The 25,579-nt window shown below is 63.4% G+C and carries 27 protein-coding genes and 3 pseudogenes; 24 read left to right on the top strand and 6 right to left on the bottom strand.

Annotated elements, in window-relative coordinates:
- The first annotated feature begins 95 nt into the window (after positions 1–95).
- Positions 96–386, top strand: a complete 291-nt coding sequence (locus M3484_RS10665; protein WP_092902324.1) for a hypothetical protein — start codon at positions 96–98, stop codon at positions 384–386.
- A 4-nt stretch (positions 387–390) separates the two neighbouring features.
- On the opposite strand, the pseudogene M3484_RS10670 reads toward M3484_RS10665, so the two are convergent.
- Positions 391–1,295 (bottom strand): annotated as a pseudogene (locus M3484_RS10670) (LysR family transcriptional regulator).
- A gap of 123 nt (positions 1,296–1,418) precedes the next feature.
- Here M3484_RS10670 and M3484_RS10675 point away from each other — a divergent pair.
- From M3484_RS10675 to M3484_RS10770, 20 genes and pseudogenes are all read left to right on the top strand, one after another.
- Positions 1,419–1,670 carry a LamB/YcsF family protein gene (locus tag M3484_RS10675; RefSeq protein ID WP_249496852.1) on the top strand — a complete coding sequence of 84 codons (252 nt, stop codon included), beginning with the start codon at positions 1,419–1,421 and terminating at the stop codon, positions 1,668–1,670.
- A complete protein-coding gene (locus M3484_RS10680) occupies positions 1,671–1,913 on the top strand; it encodes an acetyl-CoA carboxylase (protein WP_249496853.1) in 243 nt (80 codons plus the stop codon).
- Positions 1,913–2,139, top strand: a pseudogene (locus M3484_RS10685) (biotin carboxylase N-terminal domain-containing protein); the annotation flags it as partial. The gene M3484_RS10680 and the pseudogene M3484_RS10685, both read left to right, overlap by 1 nt.
- Positions 2,140–2,154: 15 nt before the next feature.
- Complete coding sequence (locus M3484_RS10690; protein WP_249496989.1) at positions 2,155–2,313, top strand: hypothetical protein; 159 nt, start codon at positions 2,155–2,157, stop codon at positions 2,311–2,313.
- Positions 2,314–2,326: 13 nt separating this feature from the next.
- A complete protein-coding gene (locus tag M3484_RS10695; protein ID WP_249496854.1) occupies positions 2,327–3,397 on the top strand; it encodes a hydantoinase/oxoprolinase N-terminal domain-containing protein in 1,071 nt (356 codons plus the stop codon).
- A gap of 26 nt (positions 3,398–3,423) precedes the next feature.
- A complete protein-coding gene (locus M3484_RS10700; protein WP_249496855.1) occupies positions 3,424–3,675 on the top strand; it encodes a hydantoinase/oxoprolinase family protein in 252 nt (83 codons plus the stop codon).
- Positions 3,676–4,209, top strand: a complete 534-nt coding sequence (locus M3484_RS10705) for a hydantoinase/oxoprolinase family protein (protein WP_249496856.1) — start codon at positions 3,676–3,678, stop codon at positions 4,207–4,209.
- Between the two features lie 156 nt (positions 4,210–4,365).
- The gene (locus M3484_RS10710) at positions 4,366–5,028 is read left to right on the top strand and encodes an ABC transporter ATP-binding protein (RefSeq protein ID WP_502942454.1); all 663 of its coding nucleotides are present in this window, start codon (positions 4,366–4,368) and stop codon (positions 5,026–5,028) included.
- A complete protein-coding gene (locus M3484_RS10715) occupies positions 5,025–5,762 on the top strand; it encodes an ABC transporter ATP-binding protein (protein ID WP_249496858.1) in 738 nt (245 codons plus the stop codon). Before M3484_RS10710 ends, M3484_RS10715 begins: the two co-directional genes overlap by 4 nt.
- Complete coding sequence (locus M3484_RS10720; RefSeq protein ID WP_249496859.1) at positions 5,759–6,670, top strand: branched-chain amino acid ABC transporter permease; 912 nt, start codon at positions 5,759–5,761, stop codon at positions 6,668–6,670. The genes M3484_RS10715 and M3484_RS10720 overlap by 4 nt, the downstream gene beginning before the upstream one ends.
- Positions 6,671–6,673: 3 nt before the next feature.
- Positions 6,674–6,823 (top strand): hypothetical protein, encoded by a 150-nt coding sequence (locus M3484_RS10725; RefSeq protein ID WP_249496860.1) that lies wholly within the window; start codon positions 6,674–6,676, stop codon positions 6,821–6,823.
- On the top strand, positions 6,808–7,689 hold the full coding sequence (locus M3484_RS10730; RefSeq protein WP_249496861.1) for a branched-chain amino acid ABC transporter permease: 882 nt from the start codon (positions 6,808–6,810) through the stop codon (positions 7,687–7,689). The genes M3484_RS10725 and M3484_RS10730 overlap by 16 nt, the downstream gene beginning before the upstream one ends.
- An 84-nt stretch (positions 7,690–7,773) precedes the next feature.
- A pseudogene (locus tag M3484_RS10735) lies at positions 7,774–8,934 on the top strand (ABC transporter substrate-binding protein).
- A gap of 196 nt (positions 8,935–9,130) precedes the next feature.
- Entirely contained in the window at positions 9,131–10,198 is a 1,068-nt protein-coding gene (locus tag M3484_RS10740) for a transporter substrate-binding protein (protein WP_249496862.1), read from the top strand.
- On the top strand, positions 10,195–10,794 hold the full coding sequence (locus tag M3484_RS10745; RefSeq protein WP_249496863.1) for an ANTAR domain-containing response regulator: 600 nt from the start codon (positions 10,195–10,197) through the stop codon (positions 10,792–10,794). Before M3484_RS10740 ends, M3484_RS10745 begins: the two co-directional genes overlap by 4 nt.
- The gene (locus M3484_RS10750) at positions 10,791–11,684 is read left to right on the top strand and encodes an ABC transporter permease (protein ID WP_283258396.1); all 894 of its coding nucleotides are present in this window, start codon (positions 10,791–10,793) and stop codon (positions 11,682–11,684) included. The genes M3484_RS10745 and M3484_RS10750 overlap by 4 nt, the downstream gene beginning before the upstream one ends.
- Positions 11,684–12,604 (top strand): ABC transporter permease, encoded by a 921-nt coding sequence (locus tag M3484_RS10755; RefSeq protein ID WP_249496864.1) that lies wholly within the window; start codon positions 11,684–11,686, stop codon positions 12,602–12,604. The genes M3484_RS10750 and M3484_RS10755 overlap by 1 nt, the downstream gene beginning before the upstream one ends.
- A gap of 22 nt (positions 12,605–12,626) precedes the next feature.
- On the top strand, positions 12,627–14,231 hold the full coding sequence (locus M3484_RS10760) for an ABC transporter substrate-binding protein (protein WP_249496865.1): 1,605 nt from the start codon (positions 12,627–12,629) through the stop codon (positions 14,229–14,231).
- 9 nt (positions 14,232–14,240) lie between these two features.
- Positions 14,241–15,200: an acetamidase/formamidase family protein gene (locus M3484_RS10765; protein ID WP_249496866.1), complete on the top strand. Its 960-nt coding sequence runs from the start codon at positions 14,241–14,243 to the stop codon at positions 15,198–15,200.
- Entirely contained in the window at positions 15,197–16,984 is a 1,788-nt protein-coding gene (locus tag M3484_RS10770) for an ABC transporter ATP-binding protein (RefSeq protein ID WP_249496867.1), read from the top strand. The genes M3484_RS10765 and M3484_RS10770 overlap by 4 nt, the downstream gene beginning before the upstream one ends.
- Here M3484_RS10770 and M3484_RS10775 read toward each other — a convergent pair.
- The 5 genes from M3484_RS10775 to M3484_RS10795 all read right to left on the bottom strand — a co-directional run bounded on the left by M3484_RS10775 (position 16,951) and on the right by M3484_RS10795 (position 22,481).
- Positions 16,951–18,558, bottom strand: a complete 1,608-nt coding sequence (locus tag M3484_RS10775; protein ID WP_249496868.1) for an FGGY-family carbohydrate kinase — start codon at positions 18,556–18,558, stop codon at positions 16,951–16,953. The two genes, M3484_RS10770 and M3484_RS10775, sit on opposite strands and share 34 nt — an antisense overlap.
- 9 nt (positions 18,559–18,567) lie before the next feature.
- Entirely contained in the window at positions 18,568–19,296 is a 729-nt protein-coding gene (locus M3484_RS10780) for an SDR family oxidoreductase (protein WP_249496869.1), read from the bottom strand.
- 17 nt (positions 19,297–19,313) lie between these two features.
- Positions 19,314–20,561, bottom strand: a complete 1,248-nt coding sequence (locus tag M3484_RS10785; RefSeq protein WP_092902298.1) for a sugar ABC transporter permease — start codon at positions 20,559–20,561, stop codon at positions 19,314–19,316.
- On the bottom strand, positions 20,554–21,351 hold the full coding sequence (locus M3484_RS10790; RefSeq protein WP_249496870.1) for an ATP-binding cassette domain-containing protein: 798 nt from the start codon (positions 21,349–21,351) through the stop codon (positions 20,554–20,556). Before M3484_RS10790 ends, M3484_RS10785 begins: the two co-directional genes overlap by 8 nt.
- 71 nt (positions 21,352–21,422) lie before the next feature.
- Positions 21,423–22,481, bottom strand: a complete 1,059-nt coding sequence (locus M3484_RS10795) for an ABC transporter substrate-binding protein (RefSeq protein WP_092902294.1) — start codon at positions 22,479–22,481, stop codon at positions 21,423–21,425.
- 289 nt (positions 22,482–22,770) lie between these two features.
- Between M3484_RS10795 and M3484_RS10800 the strand changes: the two genes are divergently transcribed.
- From M3484_RS10800 to M3484_RS10810, 3 genes are all read left to right on the top strand, one after another.
- Positions 22,771–23,841, top strand: coding sequence for a LacI family DNA-binding transcriptional regulator (locus M3484_RS10800; protein ID WP_249496871.1), 1,071 nt, complete (start codon positions 22,771–22,773; stop codon positions 23,839–23,841).
- Between the two features lie 120 nt (positions 23,842–23,961).
- Complete coding sequence (locus tag M3484_RS10805) at positions 23,962–24,477, top strand: RNA polymerase sigma factor (protein ID WP_249496872.1); 516 nt, start codon at positions 23,962–23,964, stop codon at positions 24,475–24,477.
- Between the two features lie 68 nt (positions 24,478–24,545).
- Complete coding sequence (locus tag M3484_RS10810) at positions 24,546–25,502, top strand: FecR family protein (RefSeq protein ID WP_249496873.1); 957 nt, start codon at positions 24,546–24,548, stop codon at positions 25,500–25,502.
- Positions 25,503–25,579: the final 77 nt, after the last annotated feature.

A 25,579-nucleotide genomic window follows, 5' to 3' on the forward strand; every position in this document is an offset into this window, starting at 1 on the left:
GTTGATCGGGCCCTCAGAGGGCCCGATCAGGGTCTCACTTGAAAATGTTCCCCTTATGTTCTATGTTCATCTTTATGAACAGAAGGGAGACCGCTATGGAAGCTGCCAGTTTCATCATGCCGGTGACACCGCGCCAGATTGCCTATGCCCGCTCGCTGGCATTGCGCAACAAGACCCTCCTGCCATGGGAGGTTCAGCAGGATCGCCGCAGTCTCAGCGCCTGGATCGAGGCGCAGGCGGGGCTGAAACCAGTGCAGGACAATCAGCCGACCTCGAAACAGGTCGCGTTCGCCGAAAAGCTTGCCCGGATCAAACATCGCGCGGTGCCGGATGAATGCTTCCGCGACCGTCAGCTCCTGTCGCGCTGGATCGACAGCAACCGCTGAGAGCTCAGCCGCCTCCCCCGGTGGCCAGCCCGAGAAAGGCGCGAAACACCCGGGCGGGGGGCGAAAGCACCCTGCCCTTTGACCAGCTCAGCCCGACATCCATGCTGGGCACCCCTTCAGCGACCGGGCGCTGTTCGATCCGCTGCCCTTCAGGCGACCAGGGCCAGTAGACCATATCGCTCAGGATGGTGACGCCCATGCCGCTCGCCACCATCGAGCGCACCGCTTCGACCGATGAGGTTTCGAAGATCACCCGGGGCCGGATGCCGAAACCTTGCCAGAACTTCGCCTGGGTGCGGTCGGCCTCATCCACCGTCAGCATGATATAGGGTTCGCGGATCACCGCCTCGACCGGCACCAGCGGCTCGGTCAGCAATGGGTGTTCGGTCGCAAGCCAGAGCCTTCGGCGCGAGCGGAAGAGGGTCTCGAAATCCAGCTCCTCCTTATTGTCGAGGTTAGAGGTCAGCATCACCGCGATATCCAGATCGCCCGCCACAAGGGCGACCTCGATGGCCGGGCGTGGCATCTCATGCAATCCCAGCGTGATACCGGGGTAAGACCGCCGGAACGCCGCCGCATGGCGCGCCATGAAATAACCAGCCACCGTGCAGGACATGCCAAGACGAAGCAGCCCCGTCGCCCCGACCTCATCGCCAAGCGGGCTGCGCACCGCGTCTTCGACCGTGGCAAGGATTGTGCGGGCCCGCGAGAGGAACCACGCCCCTTCAGGCGTCAGCACCATCCCCTTCGGGCTGCGCGACAAAAGCTTGACCCAAGCCCGGCCTGCAATTCCTGGATCGCCGCGGTCACTGCCGATTGCGAGATATTCATCTCGATCGCTGCATGACTGATCTGCCCCGTCTCGGCGGCGGTGGCGAAATATCTCAGCTGTTTCAGGGTCAGAGACATATACGAATTCTGTATCAATTTTTCAGATAAAAAATCGCATAATTTCGTATTTGCCACAAAGGCCCGCGTCGCGCCACCATCCCTGAAAACCAATAGCAATACTATCCGGCGCGCGGCCATCGCATGATTGCCGAATTTTACGGCGATCTCGATTACCGCCCCGATGGCAGCCTGATCGTGACCCGCGAACCTGACGCGAAAGACCCCGATGAGATGGCAGAACGCTGCCTGCGGGCCATCACCGAAGGCCGGGGTATCGCCACGGATGGCTCGCTCTTTCCGACCCGCTGCGAGACCATCTGCATCCATTCCGACACGCCCAATGCGGTCGATATCGCCCGCGCGGTGCGCGCCGTCCTCCAATCCTTTGTCTGAGTGGCAAACCATGGCCCAAATCCTGTTCCCCTGCCCGGCACCTTTTACCGCTCTGCCTCGCCCGATCAGCCGCCCTTCAAGGCCGATGGCGATGATGTGGCCGTGGGCGAGGTGATCGGGCTGATCGAGGTGATGAAGAGCTTTCACGAGGTGAAATCCGATGTCGCCGGCAGGAATGTGCAATTCGTGACCTATAACGAAGAGCCCGTGATGGCCGGAGCCATGCTCGCGGAATTGTCCTGATGATCCGCAAACTGCTGGTCGCCAACCGGGGTGAAATTGCCGTGCGGATCATCCGTGCGGCCCGGGATCTCGGCATCGCGACGGTTGCGGTGCATTCCGAGGCCGACCGCGACAGCCTCCCTGTGCAGCTGGCCGATGAGGCGGTGAGTCTCGGGCCGCCCGCGGCAAAAAGAGCTACCTTTCGGTACAGGCCATTCTGAACGCGGCAGCCAGAACCGGCGCCGACCCGATGGAGCGGGCCGTGGCGAGCGTGGTCACTGATGTGAAAAACGGCCTCGTCTCGATCCGGGGCGCGAAGGAAGATTACGGCGTCATCATCTCCGACCCTGACACGCTGAGCGTGGATAGCGGTGCAACCGAAGCCCTGCGCGCGACCCGTCGTGCGCAGGCTGCGAAATAAGGAGGGTGACACTATGAAATCTCAATACAGACTTGGCATCGACGCCGGCGACACCTTCACCGACTTCGTGCTGGCCGACAGGTCCGGGCAGGTGCGGCTTTTCAAGGCGCTCTCGACGCCGCAGGATCCGACGCTCGCCATCAAAAACGGCCTCGCGATCATCGCGGAGGAGCCCGGCGTGCCCGCCGATCAGATTATCCCGAACTGCGATCTCTGCATCAACGGGACGACCGTCGGGCTTAACGCGCTGATCCAGCATCAGGGCGCAAAAACCGGGCTGATCTGCACTGCCGGCCATGAAGACAGCCTGGAAATCCGGCTGGGCCATAAGGAAGACGGCTACCGCTACGACCCGGAATATCCGCCCGCGACGATGCTCGTGCCGCGCTATCTGCGGCGCGGCGTGCGTGAACGCGTCCTTTCGACCGATGAGGTGCGCGAGGCGCTGAACGAGGCTGATATCCGCGCCGCCTGCGAATTATTCCTGGCCGAAGGCATCGTCACGGTGGCAATCAGCTTCGTCTGGTCGGTGCTGCATCCGGGTCAAGAGGCGCGCGCAGCTGAAATCGTGCGCGAGATGATGCCCGATGTGATCCTGACCCTTGGGTCAGGCCTCTATCCCCAGGTGCGCGAATATACCCGCACCTCGACCGCTGTCGTGAACGCCTATCTCGCGCCGATCATGAAACGGTATGTCGAGGCGGTGGACGGCTATTTCCGCTCGCTCGGCGCGAAACAACCGGTGCGCTGTTACCAGTCGAATGGCGGCCTCGCGGTGGGTCAGGTGATCACCGACAGCTCGGTCTATGCGATCAATTCCGGCCCCGCCTCGGCACCGGTCGCGGGGCAATATGTCTGCGCGCCATTCGGCAAAAGAGATGTGATCACCGTCGATATGGGCGGCACCTCTTTCGATATCACGCTGACGAAAGACGGCTCGACCAATATCAACAAGAACATTGACTTCCTGCGCTACCGGATCGGGGTGCCGATGATCCAGGTGAAAACACTCGGCGCGGGTGGCGGCTCTATCGGCTGGATCGACGAGATGGGGCTGATGCAGATGGGGCCGCAGCGGCGGTGAAGACGCGCCTCGCCGACCCTCTGCACATGAGCCTTGAGCACGCGGCTTATGGCATGTTCACCATCGTCAACGCCAATATGGTGAATGGCATCCGCCGGGTGACGGTGGAACGTGGCTATGACCCGCGTGATTTCGTGCTGGTGGGCGCGGGCGGTGCCACGGCGGCGCATATCGCGGCGCTGGCGGATGCGATCGGGATCGACACAATCGTGGTGCCGAAACTCGCCTCCGGGCTCTGCGCCTTTGGTCAGATCATCTCGGATGGGAAATACAACTAAATGGCCACCTCGCCTTTGCGGCTGGATGCGCCGGGCGCGGCTGCAAAAATCGACGCGCTGTTCAGCCAGATCGAAGCCCAGGGTCTCGGACAACTGCGCGGGGACGGGTTCGACCAGGCGACCAGCCGCGTCAAACGCAGCCTTGATATGCGCTATGTCGGCCAGATCCATGAATGCACCGTGGAAATCGACACTTTTGTGGTCGATGACAGCAGCATCGCGCGGATCAAAGACGCTTTCCAGCGCCGCCACGAACAGCTCTACACCTATGCCGAGCCGTATTCGGTGGTCGAGGTCGTCAATATCGAAAGCACGGTTTACGGGCTGGTCCACAAACCGGCACGGATGACAATCGCGGCAGGCAACGGTGCCGACGGCGCGGTGAAAGCGCATCGCGAGTCGGTGTTCCGGGCGGACGGCACCCGGGTAAAAACCCCGATCTATGACGGCGCGAAACTGGGCGCGGGCGACCGCATCACAGGCCCAGCCGTGATCGAGGAAGTCACCACCACCATCGTCATCGAGCCGGGCTGAACTGCGCGGCTTGATGAAAGCGGATCCTATCTCATCACCAAAGGAAAAGGGGCGACATGAGCGAACTCAGCGCGGACGGGGTATGCGTCGCCTTTGCGGGGCTGAAGGCTCTGTCAGAGGTCAGACTGCAGGTCAGATCCGGCCAGATCCGGCCAGATCCTCGGGCTGATCGGGCCGAACGGAGCGGGCAAGACCACCCTCGTCAATGTGCTGACGGGGTTTCACGCCCCGACCTCGGGCGCTGTCCTTCTGGACGGCGCCAGCCTCAAGGGGCTTGCGGCACATGAGATGCGGCGGCGTGGTATTGCCCGCACTTTTCAGGGCAGCCGGCTGTTTCGTGACCTGCCGGTGATCGACAATCTGGAAGTCACCGGGCTTGGTCTCGGCCTGTCGCGCTCTGCCGCAATCCAGGAGGCGGAAGAGATGCTCGCCTGGATCGGCATATCAGCCCTGGCCGACCCCATCGCCCGCACCCTGCCCTATACAGACGAACGTCGCGTGGCCATTGGCCGCGCTTTGATGCGGGCGCCGGATTTCCTGTTGCTGGATGAACCTGCGGCCGGGATGAGTGCCCAGGAGGCGCGTGACCTCTCTGACCTGATACGCCGCATCGCGCGGGAAAGGGACTGCGGCGTTCTGCTGATCGAGCATAATGTCGGCCTCGTTCTGGGGGTTTGTGACCATATCGTAGTGCTCGACTCCGGCGCCGTGATCGAGACCGGCCCACCCGCCGCCATCCGCGCGAGCGAAAGGGTGCGTCACGCCTATATGGGCACCGCCGCCGAAACCGGTCTGCCGGTTCAGGAGGCCCTCATATGAGCCTGTTGACGGTCTCGGATATCGGGGTGCGCTATTCCCGCCTGACCGCTGTCAGGAATGTCAGCTTCTCTCTGTATGAAGGCGAAGTGCTCTTCATTACCGGCCCGAACGGGGCGGGCAAAAGCTCTCTCCTGCGCGCGATTGCCGGGGTGACACCGCCCGCCGGCGGCCGCATCGACTTTGCCGGGTGCGATATTACCGGACTTGTGCCCGAGACAATCGCGCGGCTCGGGCTGTCGATGGTGCCCGAGGGGCGCGATGTTTTCGCAAGCCTGACCATCGAGGAAAATCTGATGGTCGGCATCGGGATGCATTCGGGCGAGAATGGCTGGCGTGCCCGGGCAATGGCGGAACTCGAGGCGGTATATGCGACTTTCCCGATCCTGAAAGAGCGCCGCCATTCCCAGGCCGGGCTTTTGTCGGGCGGGCAGCAGCAGATGCTGGTGATCGGGCGGGCGCTGATGACGCATCCGCGGCTGATCGCGATTGATGAGCCCTCGCTCGGCCTCGCGCCGAACATCACCGATCAGGTTTACGAACGCCTGATCGCTTTGCAACAGGAACGGCGCGTGACGCTGCTGATCGTCGAGAAAAATTCGACCCGCGCGATGCTGGTCGGGGGCCGCATGATGCTGATGCGGGGCGGCGAGATCGTGCTTGACGGCGACGCCCGCGCACTTGGCGAAAGTGAGGCCATCGAAGCCGCCTATTTCGGATATGGAAAACAGGCATGAGCGCGCTTCAGATCATCTGCGACGCGCTGTCGCTGGGCTCGCTTTACGCGCTTGGCGCATTGGGGATCGCGCTGATCTTCGGGGTGATGCGGCTGATGAATTTCACCCATGGCGATGTGATCGCCTTTTGCATTTTCGCGCCTTTATGGCCATCAGTCAATGCCATAGCCATTGTTTTTGCAGGCAATCTGTCCTGGTTCCTGCTGGTACCCTTCGTGCTGGCGATGGGGGCCGGACTTTCGGTCCTGTGCGAATTTGTCATCTTCCGCAGGTTTCGCAACACCAGCCCCGCAACCATGATGATCGCCTCTTTCTCGCTTGGCTTTGTCATCCGCTATTTCCTTCTGATGCTGAATTCCAGCCGGCCGAAATCCATCGCGCTGCTTCCCGAACTGAGCCAGCCGGTCACCGTTCTCGGCGCCCGCATGCCCCTGTTGCAGCTGATCACCATTCTCGTGAGGGTGGGCGTTCTGGTTGGGCTGACCATCTTCCTGCGCCGCACCCGTTTCGGGCTTGAGATGCGGGCGGCAGCCGAGAATTTCACCATGGCGCGGATGCTTGGCGTACGCGCCAACCGGGTGATCATGATCGCCTTCGCGCTTTCCGGCGCGCTGGCAGCGGCCATTGCGTTGATCCTCGGCAGCCAGACCGGCACAGCCAGTATCATGATGGGCGCCAATGTCATGCTGATGGCCTTTATCGCAACCGTGATCGGCGGCATGGGAAGCTTTGCCGGCGCAGTGCTGGCAGGCTTTCTGCTGGGTGCCACGGCGACCCTTCTGCAGGCGCTTTTGCCGCCCGAGGCCCGCGCCTTCCGCGATGCCTTTGTCTATGGCGCGGTGATCCTCGTGCTGATTTTCCGCTCACAGGGGATCCTGAGCGCAGGCGACATGAAGGGAAGGGTGTAACGCATGCGCCAGACCTCCTCTCTGACCATCCTGCGCAAGACCTTTGCGGCGCCGGTGATCCTGATCCTGCTGCTGGCCACCTTCGCGATCCTGTCCTGGGCGGTCGGGTCGCGCCCTTCAACCAGACAATCATCGACATGCTGGTGCAGGTGACGCTGGTGACCGGTCTTTACATCTTCATCGGCAATTCGGGCGTGATCAGTTTCGGCCATGCCGCTTTTGCCTGCCTTGGCGACTATGTCGTGGCCTGGACCACGATCCGGCCGATGATGAAGAAAAACGCCATGCCGGGCCTGCCCGACTGGCTGATGAGCATGGAGATCGGCTGGTGGGCCGCCGCTGGCCTCGCGGCGCTCTGGGCCGGGATTTTCAACGCGATCCTGATGCGGCTTTCCGGGATCGCCGCCTCGATTGCAACCTTTGCGATGCTCGCGATGGTCAATGCGATCTATTCCAACTGGTCGGGCGTGACCGGCGGCACCTCATCAATTGTCGGCATCCCGATCATCCGCTCGGTCTGGCCCTATCTGGCTGTCGCAAGCCTTGCGGTGATCCTGGCATGGGCCTATTCGATCTCGCGAGACGGACTGATCCTCCGGGCCGCGCGGGACGAGCCGACCGCCGCCCGCGCCTCTGGCGTCGATATTCCCCGCGCGCGCCTGATCGCTTTCATTCTTTCCGGCGCAGTGATGGGCGCCGGCGGCGCCATGCGCGCGCTGTCAATCGGGGTGGTGACACCGAACTCCTTCTATCTCGGGCTCACCTTCACGACGCTTTCGATGCTGGTGGTCGGCGGCATGGGGTCATTGTCGGGGGCGGTGCTGGGTGTGATGATCCTGTCATCCCTGATCCAGATGCTGCGCTGGCTGGAGGCGGGCGTACAGATCGGCACGACGACCTTCGCGCTGCCCGGCGGTGTGCAGGAGATCGGTCTGGGCGTCGTGATGATCCTGATCCTGATGTTCCGCCCGACCGGCATCATGGGCAATCGCGAATTGAACCTCCCCTGGCGGCGCTAGCCGCGAGGGGCAATACAAGCGACGGCTGAACCGTCGCGACAACCCAACCAACAGGGAGCCTGAAAAATGAAAAAACTGATGACCATGCTGGCTGCGACCACCTGCCTTACCGGCCCGGCGCTGGCGGATGACGCGCGGATCGTGGTGGGTTTTGCCACCGCCCAGACCGGTTTCATGCAAGGCTATGACAAGCCCGCCGAAGACGCGGCGATGATCCGCATCAAAGAGATCAACGAGGCTGGTGGCCTTTTGGGAAAACAGATCGAGGTGGTGACCGCCGACACCAAGACCGATATGGCCGAAGGCGCGAAAGCCGGGCTTTCTGTCGTGGATCAGGGCGCGGATCTGGTCGTCGTTTCTTGCGACTATGACTTCGGCGCGCCCGCCGCGCTTGCGGCAGAAAGCCTCGGGGTGATTTCCTTCTTCATCTGCGCGGAATCGGTGAAGGCGGGCATCCAGGGCGTCGGGCCGAACAGCTTCTCGGCCTCGGTTCTGGCCCCGGTCCAGGGCGCAACCATGGCGGAATGATCCAATAAGGAAAAAGGCGCGCGGAGCTATTACCGCCTGCTCGACACCTGGACCGAATACAATAAAGGGATCTGTGACGGCTTTGACTGGACGCTGCCGCAGCTGCCCGAGGCGAAACTGGTCGGCGAGGATACGTTCCTGAACGAGAATGCCTCGATCGCGGCGCAGATCTCGCGGGTCAAGGCGCTGCCGGAAGAGCCAGATGCAATCATGCTGTGCTCGATGATGCCGGGCTTTGTCTCGGCGGTGAAACAGATCCGCGCGGCGGGGATCGGTTCGATGCTCCTGAACGGCTCGGGTGCCGATGGCAGCTACTGGATGTCGGCGGTGCCGGATCTGTCGAATTTCTACGTGCCGGCCCGGGGCTCGGTCTTCGACGATGATCCGAGCGCGGAAGTGAATGCCTTCGTGAAGAAATACGAGGAGGCCACCAGTGCGCCGCCCGCGACGCAATATACCTTCCCGGGCTATTTGATGATCGATGTCTGGGCCAAAGCCGTCGAACGCACCGGCACCACCGAAACCGGTGTCGTGGTCACCGAGCTTGAGAAGATGAATGAAGAGCCGACCCTGTTCGGGCCGCGCACCTTCACCGCCGAACTGCACCACCAGAACAAGGCCGAATATCGCATCATCGGCACCGAAAACGGCAAGCCGACCGTGGTCGGCACCTGGACGATCCCGGAACCCGTGCCGCTGGACGCGCTGCTGAAATAAGCGGTTCTGCGGGCAGGAGCCCGGGATTTGGCCCGAAATTTACGCAAAAGACCCAAGAAAGCCGGTATCATCCCGGTTCTGGCTTTCCTTCGGATCGCAGGCGCGTTACCTTTATGTCAAATACTGGCAGTCACGCCCCGTTCTGATCGCGTTATCCACGCAGATCGGCGCGGGGTTTTTTGCATTTTGGGGCGGGATGAAACGCAGCATCGACATCGGCATCCTGCAATCGCAGAGCGGCAATTATGCCGCCCTCTCGGTCATCAGCCGGGCGGGTCTGTTGCGCGGCGTGGCCGAGGTCAATGCGAGCCCCGATTACGACCTGTGCTTCCGCGTCTGCGGGCGAGACCCCGAAGGCCGTACCGACCGCTATGCGCCCTTGTGCCGCGAGATCCTGCGCGAAACCGGGGCGCGCCATATCTTCGGCTGCGTCACATCGTCCAGCCGCAAAGAGGTGATCCCCGAACTGGAACGCTTTGACGGCGTGCTCTGGTACCCTGTGCCCTATGAAGGGTTTGAGGCCTCGGAACGCGTGGCCTATCTGCATTCCTGTCCGAACCAGCATCTGCTGCCGCTGCTGGACTGGGCGCTGCCCGCACTCGGGCGGCGCGGCTATCTGGTCGGCTCGAATTACATCTGGGGCTGGGAGATCGCGCAGATCGCGCGCGAACGGATCGCGGCGCTTGGCGGCGAGGTGGCGGGCGACCGCTATCTGGCGCTTGGTGATTGCGATTCCAGTCATATCATCGACGAGATCGCGGCTTTGCAGCCCGATTTCATCCTGAATTCTCTGGTCGGGGAAAGCGATTATGCCTTCCTGTCGCAGCTCCGGGATCTGCGCGACAGGACCGGGGCGCGGCTCCAGGTGCTGTCATGCAATTTCACCGAATGCGAGATCGAAAGCAGCCAGGCCGGGGCCGAGGGTCTGATCGCAGCCGGCCCCTGGTTCGAGCCTGGCGAAGGGCGCGGCGGCTCGATTGCCGAGATGGCGCGCCGTGCGGTGCATGAGCTGGCGCGGCTGTTGCACGGCCGCCCCGGGGCCGAGCGGCTGAGCCTTGCTGAACTGCTGCGCGATGCGCCGGGCGGGACGCGCTCCCGCCTTGATCCGACCCATTTCCATGCCGCGCAGCCGGTGGTGATCGCGCAGATCCGGGACGGGCGCTTTCACGAGATCCTGCGCCAGCCGCCGCGCGCCGCCGATCCCTATCTGACCGCGCGCGACCGCGATCTGCCGCCGGTACCGGTCTTGCGGGTGGTGTCATGACGCGGGTCCGCACCGAAAACCTCGGCAATGCGCTGGCCTTTGTGCTGCACCGGCCGCATCCCGCGATCCAGGGGCTGACACGCCAGCTCCGGGTCATCGGGCTTGAGCTGCGCGAGGCCTGGCCCGATCTGCCTGCCGAGGCGATCAGCGCCGATTTCATCTTTTACGACGCCGATACCGGCCATGATGAGCAATTCCCCTGGGCGCCGGGGGCCTCGCCCATGCCGATGATCGCGCTGATCGGGTCCGAAGCGCCGGGGCGGCTGAACTGGGCGCTGACCATGGGCGCTCATGCCCAGCTTCTGAAGCCCGTAAGCGATAAGGGCGTCTATGCAGCCCTTCTGGTGGCGCGGGCGAATTACGACCGGGCGCGCGCCTCGGATGCGCTGATAGCGGATCTGGAAGACCGGCTTTCGGCGCGGCAGACCGTGGTCCAGGCAGTGATGATCTTTGTCCTGCGCGGCAAATCCGAAGCCGAGGCCTATGAGCTTTTGCGCCAGACGGCCATGGCCTGGCGCGTTACCATCGAGATCGCCGCCGCAAGGCTGGTGGCCAATCACCGGGCGGAAACCCCGGCCAAAGAGGACCGCAAATGACCGCCGCTGCCCCGATCGTAACTGCGCCCGTCGATAAAGGGCCATCGGTGCTGCGCCGCCTGATGGGGCGCAAACTGGCGCTGTTCGGCTTTCTGATCATCTTGATCTGTGTCGGCGGCGCGGTCTTTGCCAACTGGCTGGCACCCTTCGATCCGAATGAGCAATTTTTCGACGGCCTGACCCTCGAAGGCGCGCCGCTGCCGCCCGGACCGATCTATTGGTTCGGCACCGACCTTCTGGGCCGCGATCTGCTGTCGCGCCTGCTATACGGCGCGCAGACCTCGCTGATCATCGGGCTCGTGGCCAATGGCGCGGCCCTGTTCATCGGCACGCTGGTCGGGGTCACTGCGGGCTATTTCCGGGGGATCACCGGCACGGTCCTGATGCGGTTCACCGATCTGATGATGGCTTTTCCGGCGCTGTTGCTGGCGATTTGCCTGGCCGCGATCTTTCAGCCGTCTTTGTGGATCGTGGCCCTGGTGATCGCTTTCGTGAACTGGGTGCAGACGGCAAGGGTGGTCTTTACCCAGACCTCCTCGCTGGCCGAGCGCGATTTCATCGCGGCCGAAAAGACGCTGGGCGCCGGGCATGGGCGGATCCTCTTTCGCCATATCCTGCCGCATCTTCTGCCGACGCTGATCGTCTGGGGGACACTGGGGATCTCGACCACCGTGCTTCTGGAGGCGACTTTGTCTTTCCTCGGGGTGGGCGTGCAGCCGCCGATCCCGTCCTGGGGCAATATCATCTTTGAAAACCAGACCTGGTTCCAGGCCGCGCCCTGGCTGGTGTTTATCCCCGGCGCCGCGATCCTCCTGCTCGCGCTCGCCTTCAACCTGGTCGGAGACGCGCTGCGCGACATTCTTGACCCGACACAACAGGGGCGCGACTGATGCTGGCCTATATCCTGCGCCGCCTTGCGCTCTCTGCGCTGATCCTGCTCGGGGTCTCGTTTATCACCTTCGTGTTGCTTTACGTCCTGCCCGCCGACCCGGTGCGCCAGATCGCGGGCCGTTCTGCCACCCCCGAAACGGTCGCCAGCATCCGGCGCCAGCTGGGCCTCGATCAGCCCTTCGTCGTGCAATATGGCCATTATCTGTGGAACCTGCTGCAAGGCGATCTGGGCCGCTCATATCTGCAAAAGACCGAAGTGGCGGCGCTGATCACCTCGCGCCTGCCGGCGACGCTCTTGCTGATGCTGGCCGCGATCACCTGCGAGCTTCTGATCGGCCTGACCCTTGGCGTCATCGCGGCGCTTTACCGGGGCCGCGCGCTCGACAATGTGCTGATGCTGTCAAGCTTTGTCACGGTATCGGCGCCGCAATTCGTGGTGGCGCTGCTGCTGCTTTACGTCTTTGCGGTCAAGCTCGGCTGGTTCCCGATCGGCGGCTATGGCACATTCGCGCATCTGGTCTTGCCGGCGCTGACTTTGGGGATCCTGGGCTCGGGCTGGTATGCCCGGATCATGCGGTCTTCGATGCTGGACGTGCTGCGCGCCGATTTCATCCGCACCGCCCGGGCCAAGGGTCTGGGGCGCGGGCGGATCATCCTCGGCCATGCCATCCCCAATGCCATCCTGCCGGTGATCGCCATGATCGGCATTGATATCGGCATCTTCATGTCCGGGATCGTGGTCGTGGAAAGCGTCTTTGGCTGGCCCGGCATCGGCCAGCTGGCCTGGCAGGCGATCCAGCGCGTCGACATTCCGATCATCATGGGCGTCACGCTTGTCTCGGCCTTTGCCATCGTGATCGGCAACCTTCTCGCCGACCTGATTTCCCCGCTTATCGACCCGCGCATCAAACTGCGCTGACCACCCCAACAGGAGAGAAACAATGAAAAAACTGATCCTTTCTACCGCACTTGCCTCCATGATGGCCATGAGCCCGACGCTTGCCGAGACCCCGACCCCGGGCGGCAATATGATCGTGACCTACAAAGACGATGTCGCGACGCTTGATCCGGCCATCGGCTATGACTGGCAGAACTGGTCGATGATCAAATCGGTCTTTGACGGGCTGATGGATTACGAGCCGGGCACCACCACGCTCCGCCCCGGCCTGGCCGAAAGCTATGAGATTTCCGAAGACGGGCTGACCTATACGTTCAGGCTCCGCCCCGGCGTGAAGTTCCACAATGGTCGTGAGATGACGTCTGAAGACGTGGTCTACTCGATCAACCGCGTGGTGGATCCGGCAACGCAATCACCGGGCCAGGGCTTTTTCGGCATGATCGACGGCTTTGACGCCACGGCGGCTGACGGCTCGGGGCTGACGGGTGTCTCGGCGCCGGATGCCGCGACGGTGGTGTTCAAACTCTCGCGTCCCGATGCGACCTTCCTGCATGTCATGGCGCTGAACTTCTCTTATGTGGTGCCGAAAGAGGTGGTCGAGGCAGAAGGCGCCGATTTCGGCAAGAAGCCGGTCGGGACCGGTGCGTTTAAGCTGGCGGAATGGACGCTTGGCCAGCGCCTCGTCTTCGAGAAAAATGCAGATTACTGGATTGCGGGCGTTCCCTATCTCGACAGTTTCACGGTTGAGGTCGGCCAGGAGCCGGTCGTGGCACTTCTGCGGGCGCAAAACGGCGAAGTGGACATTCCCGGCGACGGCATCCCGCCCGCGAAATTCGTCGAGGTGATGAGCGACCCGGCCCAGGCCGCGAATGTGGTCGAAGGCGGCCAGCTCCATACCGGCTATGTCACGATGAATGTCACCGCTGCCCCCTTTGACAAGGTCGAGGTGCGGCGTGCGGTCAATATGGCGATCAACAAGGACCGGATCGTCCAGGTGATCAATGGCCGTGCGGTGCCGGCAAACCAGCCGCTGCCGCCTTCGATGCCCGGCTATACCAAAGACTATGCGGGCTATGCCTATGACGTCGACGCAGCAAAGGCGCTCCTGAGCGAGGCCGGCTACGCGGACGGGTTCGAGACCGAGCTTTACGTGATGAACACCGACCCGAACCCGCGGATCGCGCAGGCGATCCAGCAGGATCTGAAGGCCATCGGCATCACCGCGAATATCCGCTCGCTCGCCCAGGCCAATGTGATCGAGGCCGGCGGCGCCGGCACCGCTCCGATGATCTGGTCCGGCGGCATGGCCTGGATTGCCGACTTCCCCGATCCCTCCAACTTCTACGGCCCGATCCTTGGCTGTGGCGGCGCGGTCGAAGGCGGCTGGAACTGGTCGAAATACTGCAATGCAGATCTCGACGCGCTGGCAGCGAAAGCGGACAGTACCGTTGATCCGGCGAAAGCGGATGAACGCCTGAAACTCTGGTCCGATGTCTATATGGGCGTGATGGAAGATGCTCCCTGGGCGCCGGTGTTCAACGAACAGCGCTTTACGCTGAAATCGCCGCGTATGGGCGGGGCGGACGCGCTTTATGTCGATCCGGTCTCGATCCCGGTCAATTACGATTACGTCTATATCAAGGAGTGAGCACGGATCATGTGTAAGCACTGCAATCATACGATCCACGCCCATCAGCACCATTTCGGCTGGGACAATTCTTTCGCGCCCGCGCTGAAAGCCGCCCCGGGTGAGACGATCCTGTTCCAGTGCCTCGACAGTTCCGGGGGCCAGCTTGGCCCCCGCTCGACTGTCGCGGATGTGGCGGCGCTGGATTTTGACAAGATCAACCCGGTCTCCGGGCCGGTCTTTGTCGATGGCGCAAAGCCGGGAGACGTGCTGAAGGTCACGATTGACAGCTTTACCCCGCAGGAATGTGACGGCGCGGGCTTTGGCTGGACCGCGAATATCCCCGGCTTTGGCCTTCTGACCGACCAGTTCGAAGAACCGGCGCTGAATGTCTGGAAATTCGATCCGACCAGCCTTGAACCCGCACTGTTCGGCCGCCACGCCCGTGTTCCGCTGAAGCCTTTCGCCGGCACCATCGGCAATGCGCTGGCCGAGGCAGGGCATCATTCGATCGTGCCGCCGCGCCGGGTGGGCGGCAATCTCGACATCCGTGATCTTGCCGCAGGAACAACACTTTACCTGCCGGTCGAGGTCGAAGGCGCGCTGTTTTCGGTGGGTGATACCCATGCGGCCCAGGGAGATGGCGAGGTCTGCGGCACCGCGATTGAAAGCCCGTTCGATGTGGTGCTGACCCTTGATCTGATCAAAGGCCAGCCGCTGAAAACCCCGCGTTTTACGACGCCGGGGCCGGTCACGCGCCATCTTGACGCGAAAGGCTATGAAGCGACGACCGGCATCGGCCCCGATCTCTGGACGGCGGCGAAGGATGCGGTTTCGGCGATGATCGACCTGCTTTGCGTGACGCAGAAACTCGATCCGGTCGAGGCCTATATGCTCTGTTCGGTTTGCGGCGATCTCAGAATTTCCGAGATTGTCGATATGCCGAATGTGGTGGTCAGCTTCTATTTCCCGCGTGCGGTTTTCGAATGACCCAGGCTGCGCTTTCTCCCGCTGATGATGTCGTGCTTTCGCTGCGGGATCTCAGGGTATCGGCACGCTCGGACCAGGGGCTGATCCCCCTAGTCGAGGGGCTGAGCCTCGAGCTCAGACGCGGCGAGACCCTGGCGATTGCGGGGGAAAGCGGCTCGGGCAAGTCGATCACCTCGCTTGCCATCATGGGGCTGTTGCCGCTGCCTGCGGTCAGGGTCACCGGCGGCACGATCCATCTGGGCGAGACCGAGCTGACCGGCCTTTCCGAGGCAAAGATGCAACGCCTGCGTGGCGCGCGTATCGCGATGATCTTTCAGGAGCCGATGACGGCCCTGAACCCGGTCATGTCCATCGGCCGCCAGCTGACCGAGGCGATCCGGGCGCATGAGGCGCTGTCGATGCGCGAAGCCCGCGCCCGCGCGCTTGAGGCGCTGAAGGCAGTGCGGCTGTCGCAGCCCGAGCGCAGGCTTGAACAATTCCCGCATGAGCTGTCCGGCGGGATGCGGCAGCGGGTGATGATCGCCATGGCGATTGCGCTGAAACCCGATGTTCTGATCGCAGATGAGCCGACCACGGCCCTGGATGTGACGGTGCAGCGCGAGGTGCTTGACCTGATCCGCGACCTGCAGCGCGATCTTGGCACGGCGGTCATTCTGATCACCCATGATATGGGCGTGGTCGCCGAAATGGCCGACCGGGTGATCGTGATGCAAAAGGGCCGGGTGGTGGAGACTGCCGCCACGGCTGATCTATTTGACACGCCGCAAGAGACCTATACGCGCGAGCTGCTCGCCGCAGTGCCGCGGATTGGTGGCGGACCGGCGCGGACCACGACGGCGACAGATGATGTGCTGGTGCGCTATCAGGATGTCTCTGTCCGCTTTCCGATCCGCCAGGGGTTGCTCGGACGGGTGACGGCCCAGGTTCACGCGGTTGAACAGGTCTCGCTGGAGATTTTCAAGGGCGAGACGCTGTCGCTGGTCGGTGAATCCGGCTGCGGGAAATCGACCATGGCGCGGGCGCTGGTCGGCCTCGTGCCTCATAGCGGGCGGATCGAGGTCGCGGGCCGCGCCTTGGCAGAGCTTGACGGGGCTGCGCGCAAGGCGATGCGCCGGGATTTGCAGATCGTCTTCCAGGACCCGATGGCGGCGCTAGATGCGCGGATGACGGTCGGCGAGCTGATCCGCGAGCCACTGGTGATCCATGGTATCGGCACGGCGGCAGAGCAGCGTGCAAGGGTCTGTGACCTGCTGGAACGGGTCGGCCTGTCAGCCTCGGTCTATAACCGCTATCCGCATCAGTTTTCCGGCGGGCAGCGGCAACGGATCTGCATTGCCCGCGCGCTCGCGCTGAAGCCGAAGCTGATCGTCTGCGATGAAAGCGTCGCCGCGCTGGATGTGTCGATCCAGGCGAAGGTTCTGGAACTCCTGCGTGATTTGCAGCGCGAGATGGGGGTGAGCTTTCTGTTCATCAGCCATGACATGGCGGTGGTCGAGAATGTCTCGGACCGGGTGGCGGTGATGTATCTTGGCCAGATTGTCGAGATGGGCAGCCGCGCGCAGCTGTTTGGCAACCCGCAGCATCCCTATACGCAGCGCCTGCTGGAAGCTGTTCCGGTGCCCGACCCGAAACGTCCGCGCACAGCTGCGGCCCGGATGGCGGGCGAGATCCCGAGCCCGGTCTGGCCTTTGGGTCAGGGACCGGACCGGGTGCAGCTGGAAGATATCGGCGGCGGCCACCTCGTCGCGCGTCAGGCTCCTCGCGCAAGCCGCGCCGCCTGCTGAAGCGCGGTAAAGGCCTGAAAGCGCCGCTCATGCAGCGCTTTCACCCCGCCGCCTGCCGGATGATGCGCCTCGCCAGGGCCGGACAACCCGGCCATAGCAGCGCGCATATCCGGGAAAAGCCCCCCCGCCACCGCGCCCAGCGTGGCCGAACCAAGCAATACCGGCTCATCCGAGGCCGAACCCATCACCACCCGCCCGGTTGCATCGGCCAGGATCTGGCGGATCAGCCGCGATTCCCCGGCGCCGCCGGAAATCACGATCTTTTCGACCTTCGCCCCGGCAGCGTCCTGCACATCAAGGATCTGCCGCAGCCCGTAAGCCACGCCGCAGATTCCGGCGAGGTAAAGCGCCTCAAGGTTTTCCAGGTCGCGCTCCATTCCCAGCCCGGCAATCACGGCGCGGGCATGCGGATCGGCATGGGGGGCGCGGTTGCCAAGGAATTCCGGCACCACATGCAGATCCCCCGCCAGCGCTGCCGCCTGTGACAGATCAGGCGCGCGGGCAAGGATCCGCTGCGTCAGCCAGAGCGCCAGTGACTGGCCCTGGCCCCGGGCCTCCGCCCTGGCCCCGGTGCTTGCGGGGTGGAAGTCGAACAGCTGGTCAATCGCCGCCCCCGCAGCCGATTGCCCGCCTTCGCTGAGCCAGAGCCCCGGAACCATGGCCGAGAAATACGGGCCCCAGACCCCGGGCACGAAAACCGGCTCTGCCGTCGAGGTCATGGTGCAGGAAGAGGTGCCGAATACATAGGCCATATGGGTCAGGGGCGATCCCTCGATCCCGACCGTGCCGATGCCTCCGGCATGGGCGTCGATCATCCCCGCCGCAACCGCCGTGCCCGGCGCAAGGCCGAGATCGGCCGCTGCTGCTGCTGTCAGGCCCTGGCCAAGGGCAGTTCCCGGGGGCACAACGCGCGTGCCGATACGGGTGAACTGTTCATCGGCCAGCTCTTCCAGCCCGATCTGGCGGAAGTAAGACGGATCCCAGCGGTTTTCATGCGCCAGATAGGTCCATTTGCAGGTGACGGTACAGGTCGAACGTGCCTCATCCCCCGTCGCCTTCCAGGTCAGGAAATCCGCCAGATCAAAGAAATGCCGCGCCCCCGCAAAGACCTGCGGCCGGTTTTCTTTCAGCCATAATAGCTTCGGCGTCTCCATCTCGGGCGAGATTTTGCCGCCGACATAGGCCAGAACCGCATGGCCCTGTGCGTTGATCCGTTCGGCCTGATCGACCGCGCGGTGATCCATCCAGACGATCACATCGCGTGCCGGATCTTCCGACGGACCAACCGGCAGCGACACGCCGCCTTCGCCCAGCACCACCAGCGAACAGGTCGCATCAAAGCCGATCCCGGCGACGCGGGCAGGATCTGCCCCCGCCATCACCTCGCGCACACATTGCGCCACTGCCCCCCAGATCTGCGCGCTGGATTGTTCGACCATCGCCCCCGACCCGCGCCAGAGCGTGATCTCGCGCTTTGTCGATGCGAGCAGACGGCCGGTCTGGTCAAACAGACCCGCGCGGGCGCTGCCGGTGCCGACATCGACACCGATCAGATATTTGGGTTCGGTGGTCATGGCAGTGCCTCAGAGATCAAAGGTCGCGGGCAGGATCACCAGATCGCGGATCGTCACGGTCCGGGGACGGGTCAGCATGAAGAGAACCGCTTCGGCCACTTCTTTCGCCTGCATCAGGCTGCCATTGGCCAGTGCCTCATCCATCTTGGCTTTGGGCCAGTCATCGAGCAGCGCGGTCACCACCGGGCCGGGCAGAACGGCCCCGACCCTGACACCATGCGGCGCGACCTGGCGGCGGGTGGCATGGACAAAGCCCTGGACCGCGAATTTCGACGCGGTATAGACCGGCTCCCAGATTACCGGCACCACGCCCGCGACCGAAGAGGTAAAGAGAATATCGCCGGATTTCTGCGCGATCAGATGTGGCAGCACCGCATGGACCGAGCGGAAAGCCGCGTTGATGTTCAGGTTCAGCATCCGGTCCCAGGCATCCGGGTCGCCTTCGGCCACCGGACCACCGATATAGGCACCGGCATTGGCATAGAAAACATCCAGCCGCCCGGCGAGATCGAGGATCTTCGGAAGGATCGCCGAGACCTGTTTGCCATCCAGCAGATCGACGACCAAAGGCAGCGCATTCGGGCCGATTTCGGCGCAAAGCTGCTTAAGCCGGTCTTCCGCGCGGTCGATCAGCACCACTTTCGCGCCGGCCGCGACCAGGGTGCGGGCGCATTCCAGCCCGATCCCCGAGGCCGCGCCGGTGATCGCAACGACCTTGCCCTGCATTGATTCAGCCATTTCTTAACTCCTGTATATCAACCGCGCCCATGGGTCGCACGCGACTGGCGGGCAAGGGAATCGACGATCACAGCAATGGCCAGCACTGCCCCGGTGATCATGTAACGCAGACTCGACGACAGGTTCAGAAGCGTCAGCCCGTTGGAAATCGCCTGGATCACGATGATGCCCAAAAGCGCCGCCCAGGCAGAACCGCGCCCGCCAAAGAGAGACGTGCCCCCGATCACCGCCGCCGCAATGGCATTGAGGTTCACATCCCCCGTACCGGCCTGCTGGCTCGAAGAGGCAAGCCGCCCCGCCGCCAGCACCCCGCCCAGAGCGGCCAGCGTGGAACAGAGCATAAAGGCCGAATAATAGATCCGCCGCACATTGATGCCCGACCGCCGCGCCGCCTCGCGATTGCCGCCGACCGCGAAAAGGGATCGGCCCCATTTCGTGCGGGTCAGCGCATATTGCATCGCAACGACAAGGCCGACGAACAGACCGAACATCCACGGCACGCCGCGGCCAAGGTTAAGATACCAGACCGCGAATTGCAGCGCCGCCGTCAGCACGCCCGCCTTGATCAGCAAAAGGCTCAGCGGCATCGCGGTCAGCCCCGCCTCGCGGCGGCGCTTTGCGGTGTTCAGCCCGCCAAAGAGCACAACAAGCCCCGGGATCAGCGCAAGGCCATGCGACAGCCAGGCCGGCATCACCAGAAGCTGCCCGAAGGCCACCAGCGGTGAAGAAAACGGCAGGTTGATCGAGCCGGTCGGCCCGAGGATGTAAAGCTGCATCCCCAGAATGGCCAGAAGCCCGGCCAGTGTTGCCACAAAACTCGGCATGCCAAGCCTTGTGTAAAGCGTGGCATAGACAAAGCCGATCACCATGCCCGCAAGCAGCGCCGCGCCAATTGCCACTGGCAAAGGCAGGCCCATATTCACCCAGATCACCCCCACCAGAGCCGAGGCGAAGCCGCTCATCGACCCCACTGAAAGGTCGATCTCTCCGAGCATCAGCACGCAGACGATGCCAAGCGAGATCACCCCAACTGTCGCGCAGTCAAAAAGCAGGTTCACAAGGTTATTGGGCAGCAGGAACACCGGGTTCAGGCTGGAGAAAACCACCGAGATCACAACCAGTCCGACCGCGACCGGCAGGATGCCCAGATCGCCCGCCCGCACCCGGTCGATGAACAGCCGCACTGCACCGGAAAGACTGTCATCGTTTCTGACCCGCTCATCCGCGCGGTCAAGGGGTTTGGGGGCGAGTTTCGCCTCACTCATCATGCACCTCCGCCGCTTTGCGGCTTGCGCGGCGCGAAACCGCATTTTCCGACGCGCCGGTGATGGCGGCAACCAGCTCCTGGTTGCTGGACTCGGGCGTGAAGACCCCGCCGTTCTTCCCCAGCCTGAGCACGACGATCCGGTCCGCCACCGCGCGGACATCTTCCATATTATGGCTGATGACGATCACACCGAGACCCCGAACCCGCACCCGGTCGATCAGGTTCAGAACTTCGGCCGTCTGCGCCACACCAAGCGCCGCCGTCGGCTCATCAAGCATGATGATCTTCGGATCTGTGAGCAGCGAGCGCGCAATCGCCACGGTCTGGCGCTGCCCGCCCGAAAGCGAGGCGACAGGTTCGCGCACCGAAGGGATCCGCGCCGCAAGTTCGCGCAAAAGCGTCCAGGCCCGGACCTCCATCTGCACCTCGTCGAGACGCCAGGGCGAAATCTCATGGCCGAGAAACAGGTTCGACACCACATCGAGGTTTTCACACAGCGCGAGGTCCTGGAAGACGGTCGCAATCCCCAGATCCAGCGCTTTGGCCGGGCTGTCGAGGGTCACGGGTTTCCCCATGAACTTCACCTCGCCCGCCGAAGGCTGATGCACCCCCGCCAGCACCTTCACCAGCGTCGATTTACCGGCACCATTATCGCCGACCAGCGCCACAACCTCACCGGCATGGACCTCAAGCTCGATATCGCTCAGCGCCGACACGGCCCCGAAATTCTTTGAAACACCTGTGAGCTGCAACAGCAGCTCCCCTTTCGGGGGTTTGTCGTCACTCATCGCTGCGCCTTCCGCAATAGAATGTGGCCCGACCGCCAGGGAGCGATGCGGTCGGGCCAGAGCACGGGATCTTACTCGGTGATCCCGAGTGCTTTGCAGCCTGCGGCATATTCGCCGGTGCAGATCTGCTCAGCGGTCTGGATACCCTTGTCGAAGATCTCGGCCTTGATGTTTTCCTTCGTCACCACGGCGGGGACGAAGAGCTCGGACGGCGTGTCATAAAGCGTGGTCTTGGCCTCGGGCGTCTCGCCATTGAGGAAGGTGACCGCGATATTCGCCGCTGCTGCCGCCACGATCTCGGAGGGTTTCGAGATCGTGTTATACTGGTCGCCCGAGATGATCAGCTGCAGTGCCGCGATGGTCGCGTCATTGCCGGTGACCGGCGGAACCGGGTTCACACCTGCCGCCTTGAAGGCCGCAACCGCGCCGCCGCCGGTGCCGTCATTCGCCGCGACCACGCCAGTGATCTCTGCCCCGAAACGGGTGATCTGGCCCGCAGCCCATTCCTGGGCCTTCGGCGGCGCCCAGTCCGGCGTGTCAAACTCGGCAAGTGTCTTATAGGGGGATTCCTTCAGCGCGCGATGGATGCCGTCACGGATAAGCCCGGCCGCCGCATCGGTGGGCGAGCCGTTGATCTGCAGTACCCCTGCCCCATCGGCCACGCCCGAGGCTTTCAGATGATCGGTCAGCGATTTCGCGATGGCATAGCCAATGCCTTCATTGTCGAAAGACACATAGAAATCAGCCGGCGTTGCCGGGATCGGGCGGTCATAGGCGATGACCTTGACACCCTGAGCCTGCGCCAGCGTCACCAGCCCCGCCGCCGCCGCCGAGTCGACCGGATCCAGCACGATGACCTTTGCGCCCTGGGTCAGCAGCGCGTTGAACTGCTGCTGTTGCAGCGCGACATCGGCATTTGCGTTCTGGTAGATCACCTCGCAAGACGGGCAAAGCTTGTCCATCTCGGCCTTGAAGCCGGGGAAGTCATGCTCTTCATAACGGGTAGAAGCCTGGTCGGGCATCAGGAAGCCCACCACACCCGAAGGCTCCGCCAGGGCAGCAGTGCCAAGCAGCATGGCCAGCGCTGTCGCCATCACGGGTGCCGCTGCGGGCAAGGCATGAAATCTCATCTCGTCTCTCCTCCACATGGGGCGGGCGGCCCATGCCCCCGCTGATCGCCAACACGGCCAATCCTGCTCCGGATGGTGAAGCCGGCAAGGAGAGATGCGCAGCCAGAAAGCACCGGTGATCCGGCGAGTTTCTGATTTTGCTGACATCCTCCCCAGGCCCCCGAAACCGGGCCGGTGGCGCAGATTATACGTGTTCCATCGGTGTAGCCCTCCTGCTCAACCGATGTAGCATGAGGTTGTGTCAGCGCGCTGAAACTGTCAAGCTGCATTTCCAGGGAATGAGGAAACCGTGACAACACCCCGTCCAAAACCTGCGCCGACGCGTGCGCGGCGCACCACGATTTACGATCTGGCGGTGCTGGTGGGCGCCTCGCCGACGGCGGTCAGCGCCGTGCTGAACGGCACCTGGAAAAAGCGCCGCATCTCTGCTTCGCTCGCCGAACGCATCACCCGCACGGCCGAAGAACAGGGCTATGCGCTGAACCTTCAGGCCAGCGGGCTCCGGCGGGAAAAGTCGCGGCTGATCGGGATGATCGTGCCGAAATACGACAACCGCTATTTTGGGTCTATCGTTGAACGGTTCGAGGCGATGGCGCGGGAACGCGACCTTTTCCCCATCATTACCTGCACGATGCGCGACCCGGCGCTGGAAATACAGGCGGCGCGCGAGATGATCTCGCATCAGGTCGATTGCCTGATTGCGACCGGAGCCACCGACCCCGACCGGATCTCGAAAATCTGCGAAGCGGCGGGGGTGCGCTCGCTCAACCTCGATCTGCCCGGCAGCCGCGCGCCTTCGGTGATCTCGGATAATTTTGGCGGCGCGCTGGCGCTGACACGGCGCATCCTTGCCGCCTCGGCCAGCCAGCGCCATCGCGGCGAGCCGATCCCCTTTATCGGCGGAAGGGCGAGCGATCACAACACATCCGAGCGGATCCGGGGCTTTCGTGCCGCCCATGCAGAGGCCGGGATCACCGTGGATGAGACGATGATTCTCGCCACCGGCTACGCGCCGGACCGGGCGATCACCGCGCTGGAAGCCCTGGCCACCAGGCGCGGCCAGCTGCCGCGCGCCATATTCGTCAATTCGACCATCGCCTTGGAAGGCGTTTTGCACTGGACACGCTCCAGCGGGCATTTCGGCTCTGTCGCGCCCCATGTGGGCTGTTTCGACTGGGATCCTCTGGCGGCGGTTCTGACCGAAAATATCGTTATGGTGCAACAGGATGTTCCGGCGATGCTGGGGGCATTGTTCCGCCTGATCGACGCCGATGACCCTGTTCCGGGGCTCAGCGAGATCCCCACCCATTTCGCGCCGCAGCCCTTTGCGGGCATTGCAGCAACCGTGGGCGCCGACTGAGCGGTCCGCCATGCAACACCGGCGCGCCATAATTCCCAGGGCCTCTTGTCAGGAAATACCGGCGCGGCTACCGCTTGCCCGTGAACAGGCCCCTGTCCAACCAGCCATGGGTGATCAGTCTTGGAAAAAAAGCGGCTCGGCGATCTCGTTGGCGCCTTTATGACGCTGCGGCCCCGGCTTCTCGCCATGGCCCAGACGCGGCTGGGCAACCGCGCGCAGGCCGAAGATCTGGTCCAGGACACCTGGATCCGGCTGGAGACGGCACAAAACGACAGCAGCATCGCGAATGCCGCAGGCTTCGTGTCTCAGGTCACCAGAAACGGCATCCGCGATCATTTCCGCAAGGAACGGCGCCGCGCAGAAATCGATGCCGAGGTGCGCGACCTTCTGTGGGAACAAGCCGATGAGGTCTCGGCCGAGCGCGCGGTGATGGGGCGGGAGATGCTGGCCCGGGTGCAGGCGGCGCTGGAAGAGCTGCCGGAAAAGACCCGCCGCATCTTCCTGATGAACCGGATCGAAGGCGTGCCGCATCGCAAGATTGCGGAACGTCTCGAAATGAGCGACGAAGCTGTCTATTATCACATCCGCCGCGCGCTGGAGCATCTTGCCCATCTGCGCGACGCCATGAACGATTGATCCGCCCTGCCCGTGCCGCTCTGCTCCGTCGGGTCGCGGCGCCAACGGGTTATCGCCGAGCCACAGGAATGAGTGACGCCGCCCCCCGGACCAAGGCCGATGCAAAGCTCGCCCGTGAGGCGCGGGACTGGGTCGTGCGCCTTGCCTCGGGCGAGGTGGCTCCCGCAGAACTGCAACAGTTCCGCGCCTGGAAGGCACAGTCAGAGGCCCATGCCCGCGCCTTTGCCGGGGAGCGCCGTTTCTGGCAACAGCTTGACGGGCTTGAGGAAGTGGCCAGGCCGGTCCCGCTGGTGGCAAAGCCTGCCGCGCCCCGGATCGGACGGCGCGGTTTTCTGGCCGGAGGCATCGCCGCAGGCGCCGGAGCATGGGCACTGGATCTGCCGCATCGCTGGCAGGACTGGACCGCCGATCTTCATACCGGCTTTGGCGAGATGGCGGGGATGACCCTCCCCGATGGCACAATCGCAACGCTGAACACCGACAGCGCGCTGGCGCTGGAATTCTCGCGAGGGCAGCGACAGGTCAGGCTTCTGCGTGGCGAGGCCGAGTTCCGGGTGCAGGCCGGAACCAGCCCCTTGCGGGTCACGGCACTGGATGGTGTGACCGAGGCGCAGGCCAGCGTGTTTTCGGTCGGGCTTGCAGATCGCGAGGCGCGCGTCACGGTGTCTGAGGGCCAGGTGCGGGTCAGCCCGGCTCTGGGCCAGCCACTCGACCTTGGCGCATCGGAACAGGCGGTCTATGGCATGGGCCTGGCTGTGGCGGCGCTCGGCCCGGTCGACCGCGAGATCGCCTTCGCCTGGCGCGAGGGCCGGATCATCTTTGACGGCCGCCGCTTTGACCAGGCGGTGAGCGAACTCGCGCGTTATGTGCCCGAAAAGGTGGTGCTCGGACCCGGCGTTGATGCCGCCCTGCCGGTCAGCGCGGTCTTTTCGACCAGCGCCGCACATGAGGCCATCGGGGCACTGGCGCTGACCCAGGACCTGTCTGTCCGGCGTATTCCGCAGGTCATGATCTTGCTGAGCTGAACTGCGACAGGGCCTCAATGCCAGGTCCGTAAAATTTATTTCAGTTTTGTCTTTAGGCAAAGCCCGACCTCACCCGT

The sequence above is a fragment of the Pseudomonas sp. GX19020 genome, from assembly GCF_023371075.1.
Classification (GTDB): domain Bacteria; phylum Pseudomonadota; class Alphaproteobacteria; order Rhodobacterales; family Rhodobacteraceae; genus Pseudogemmobacter.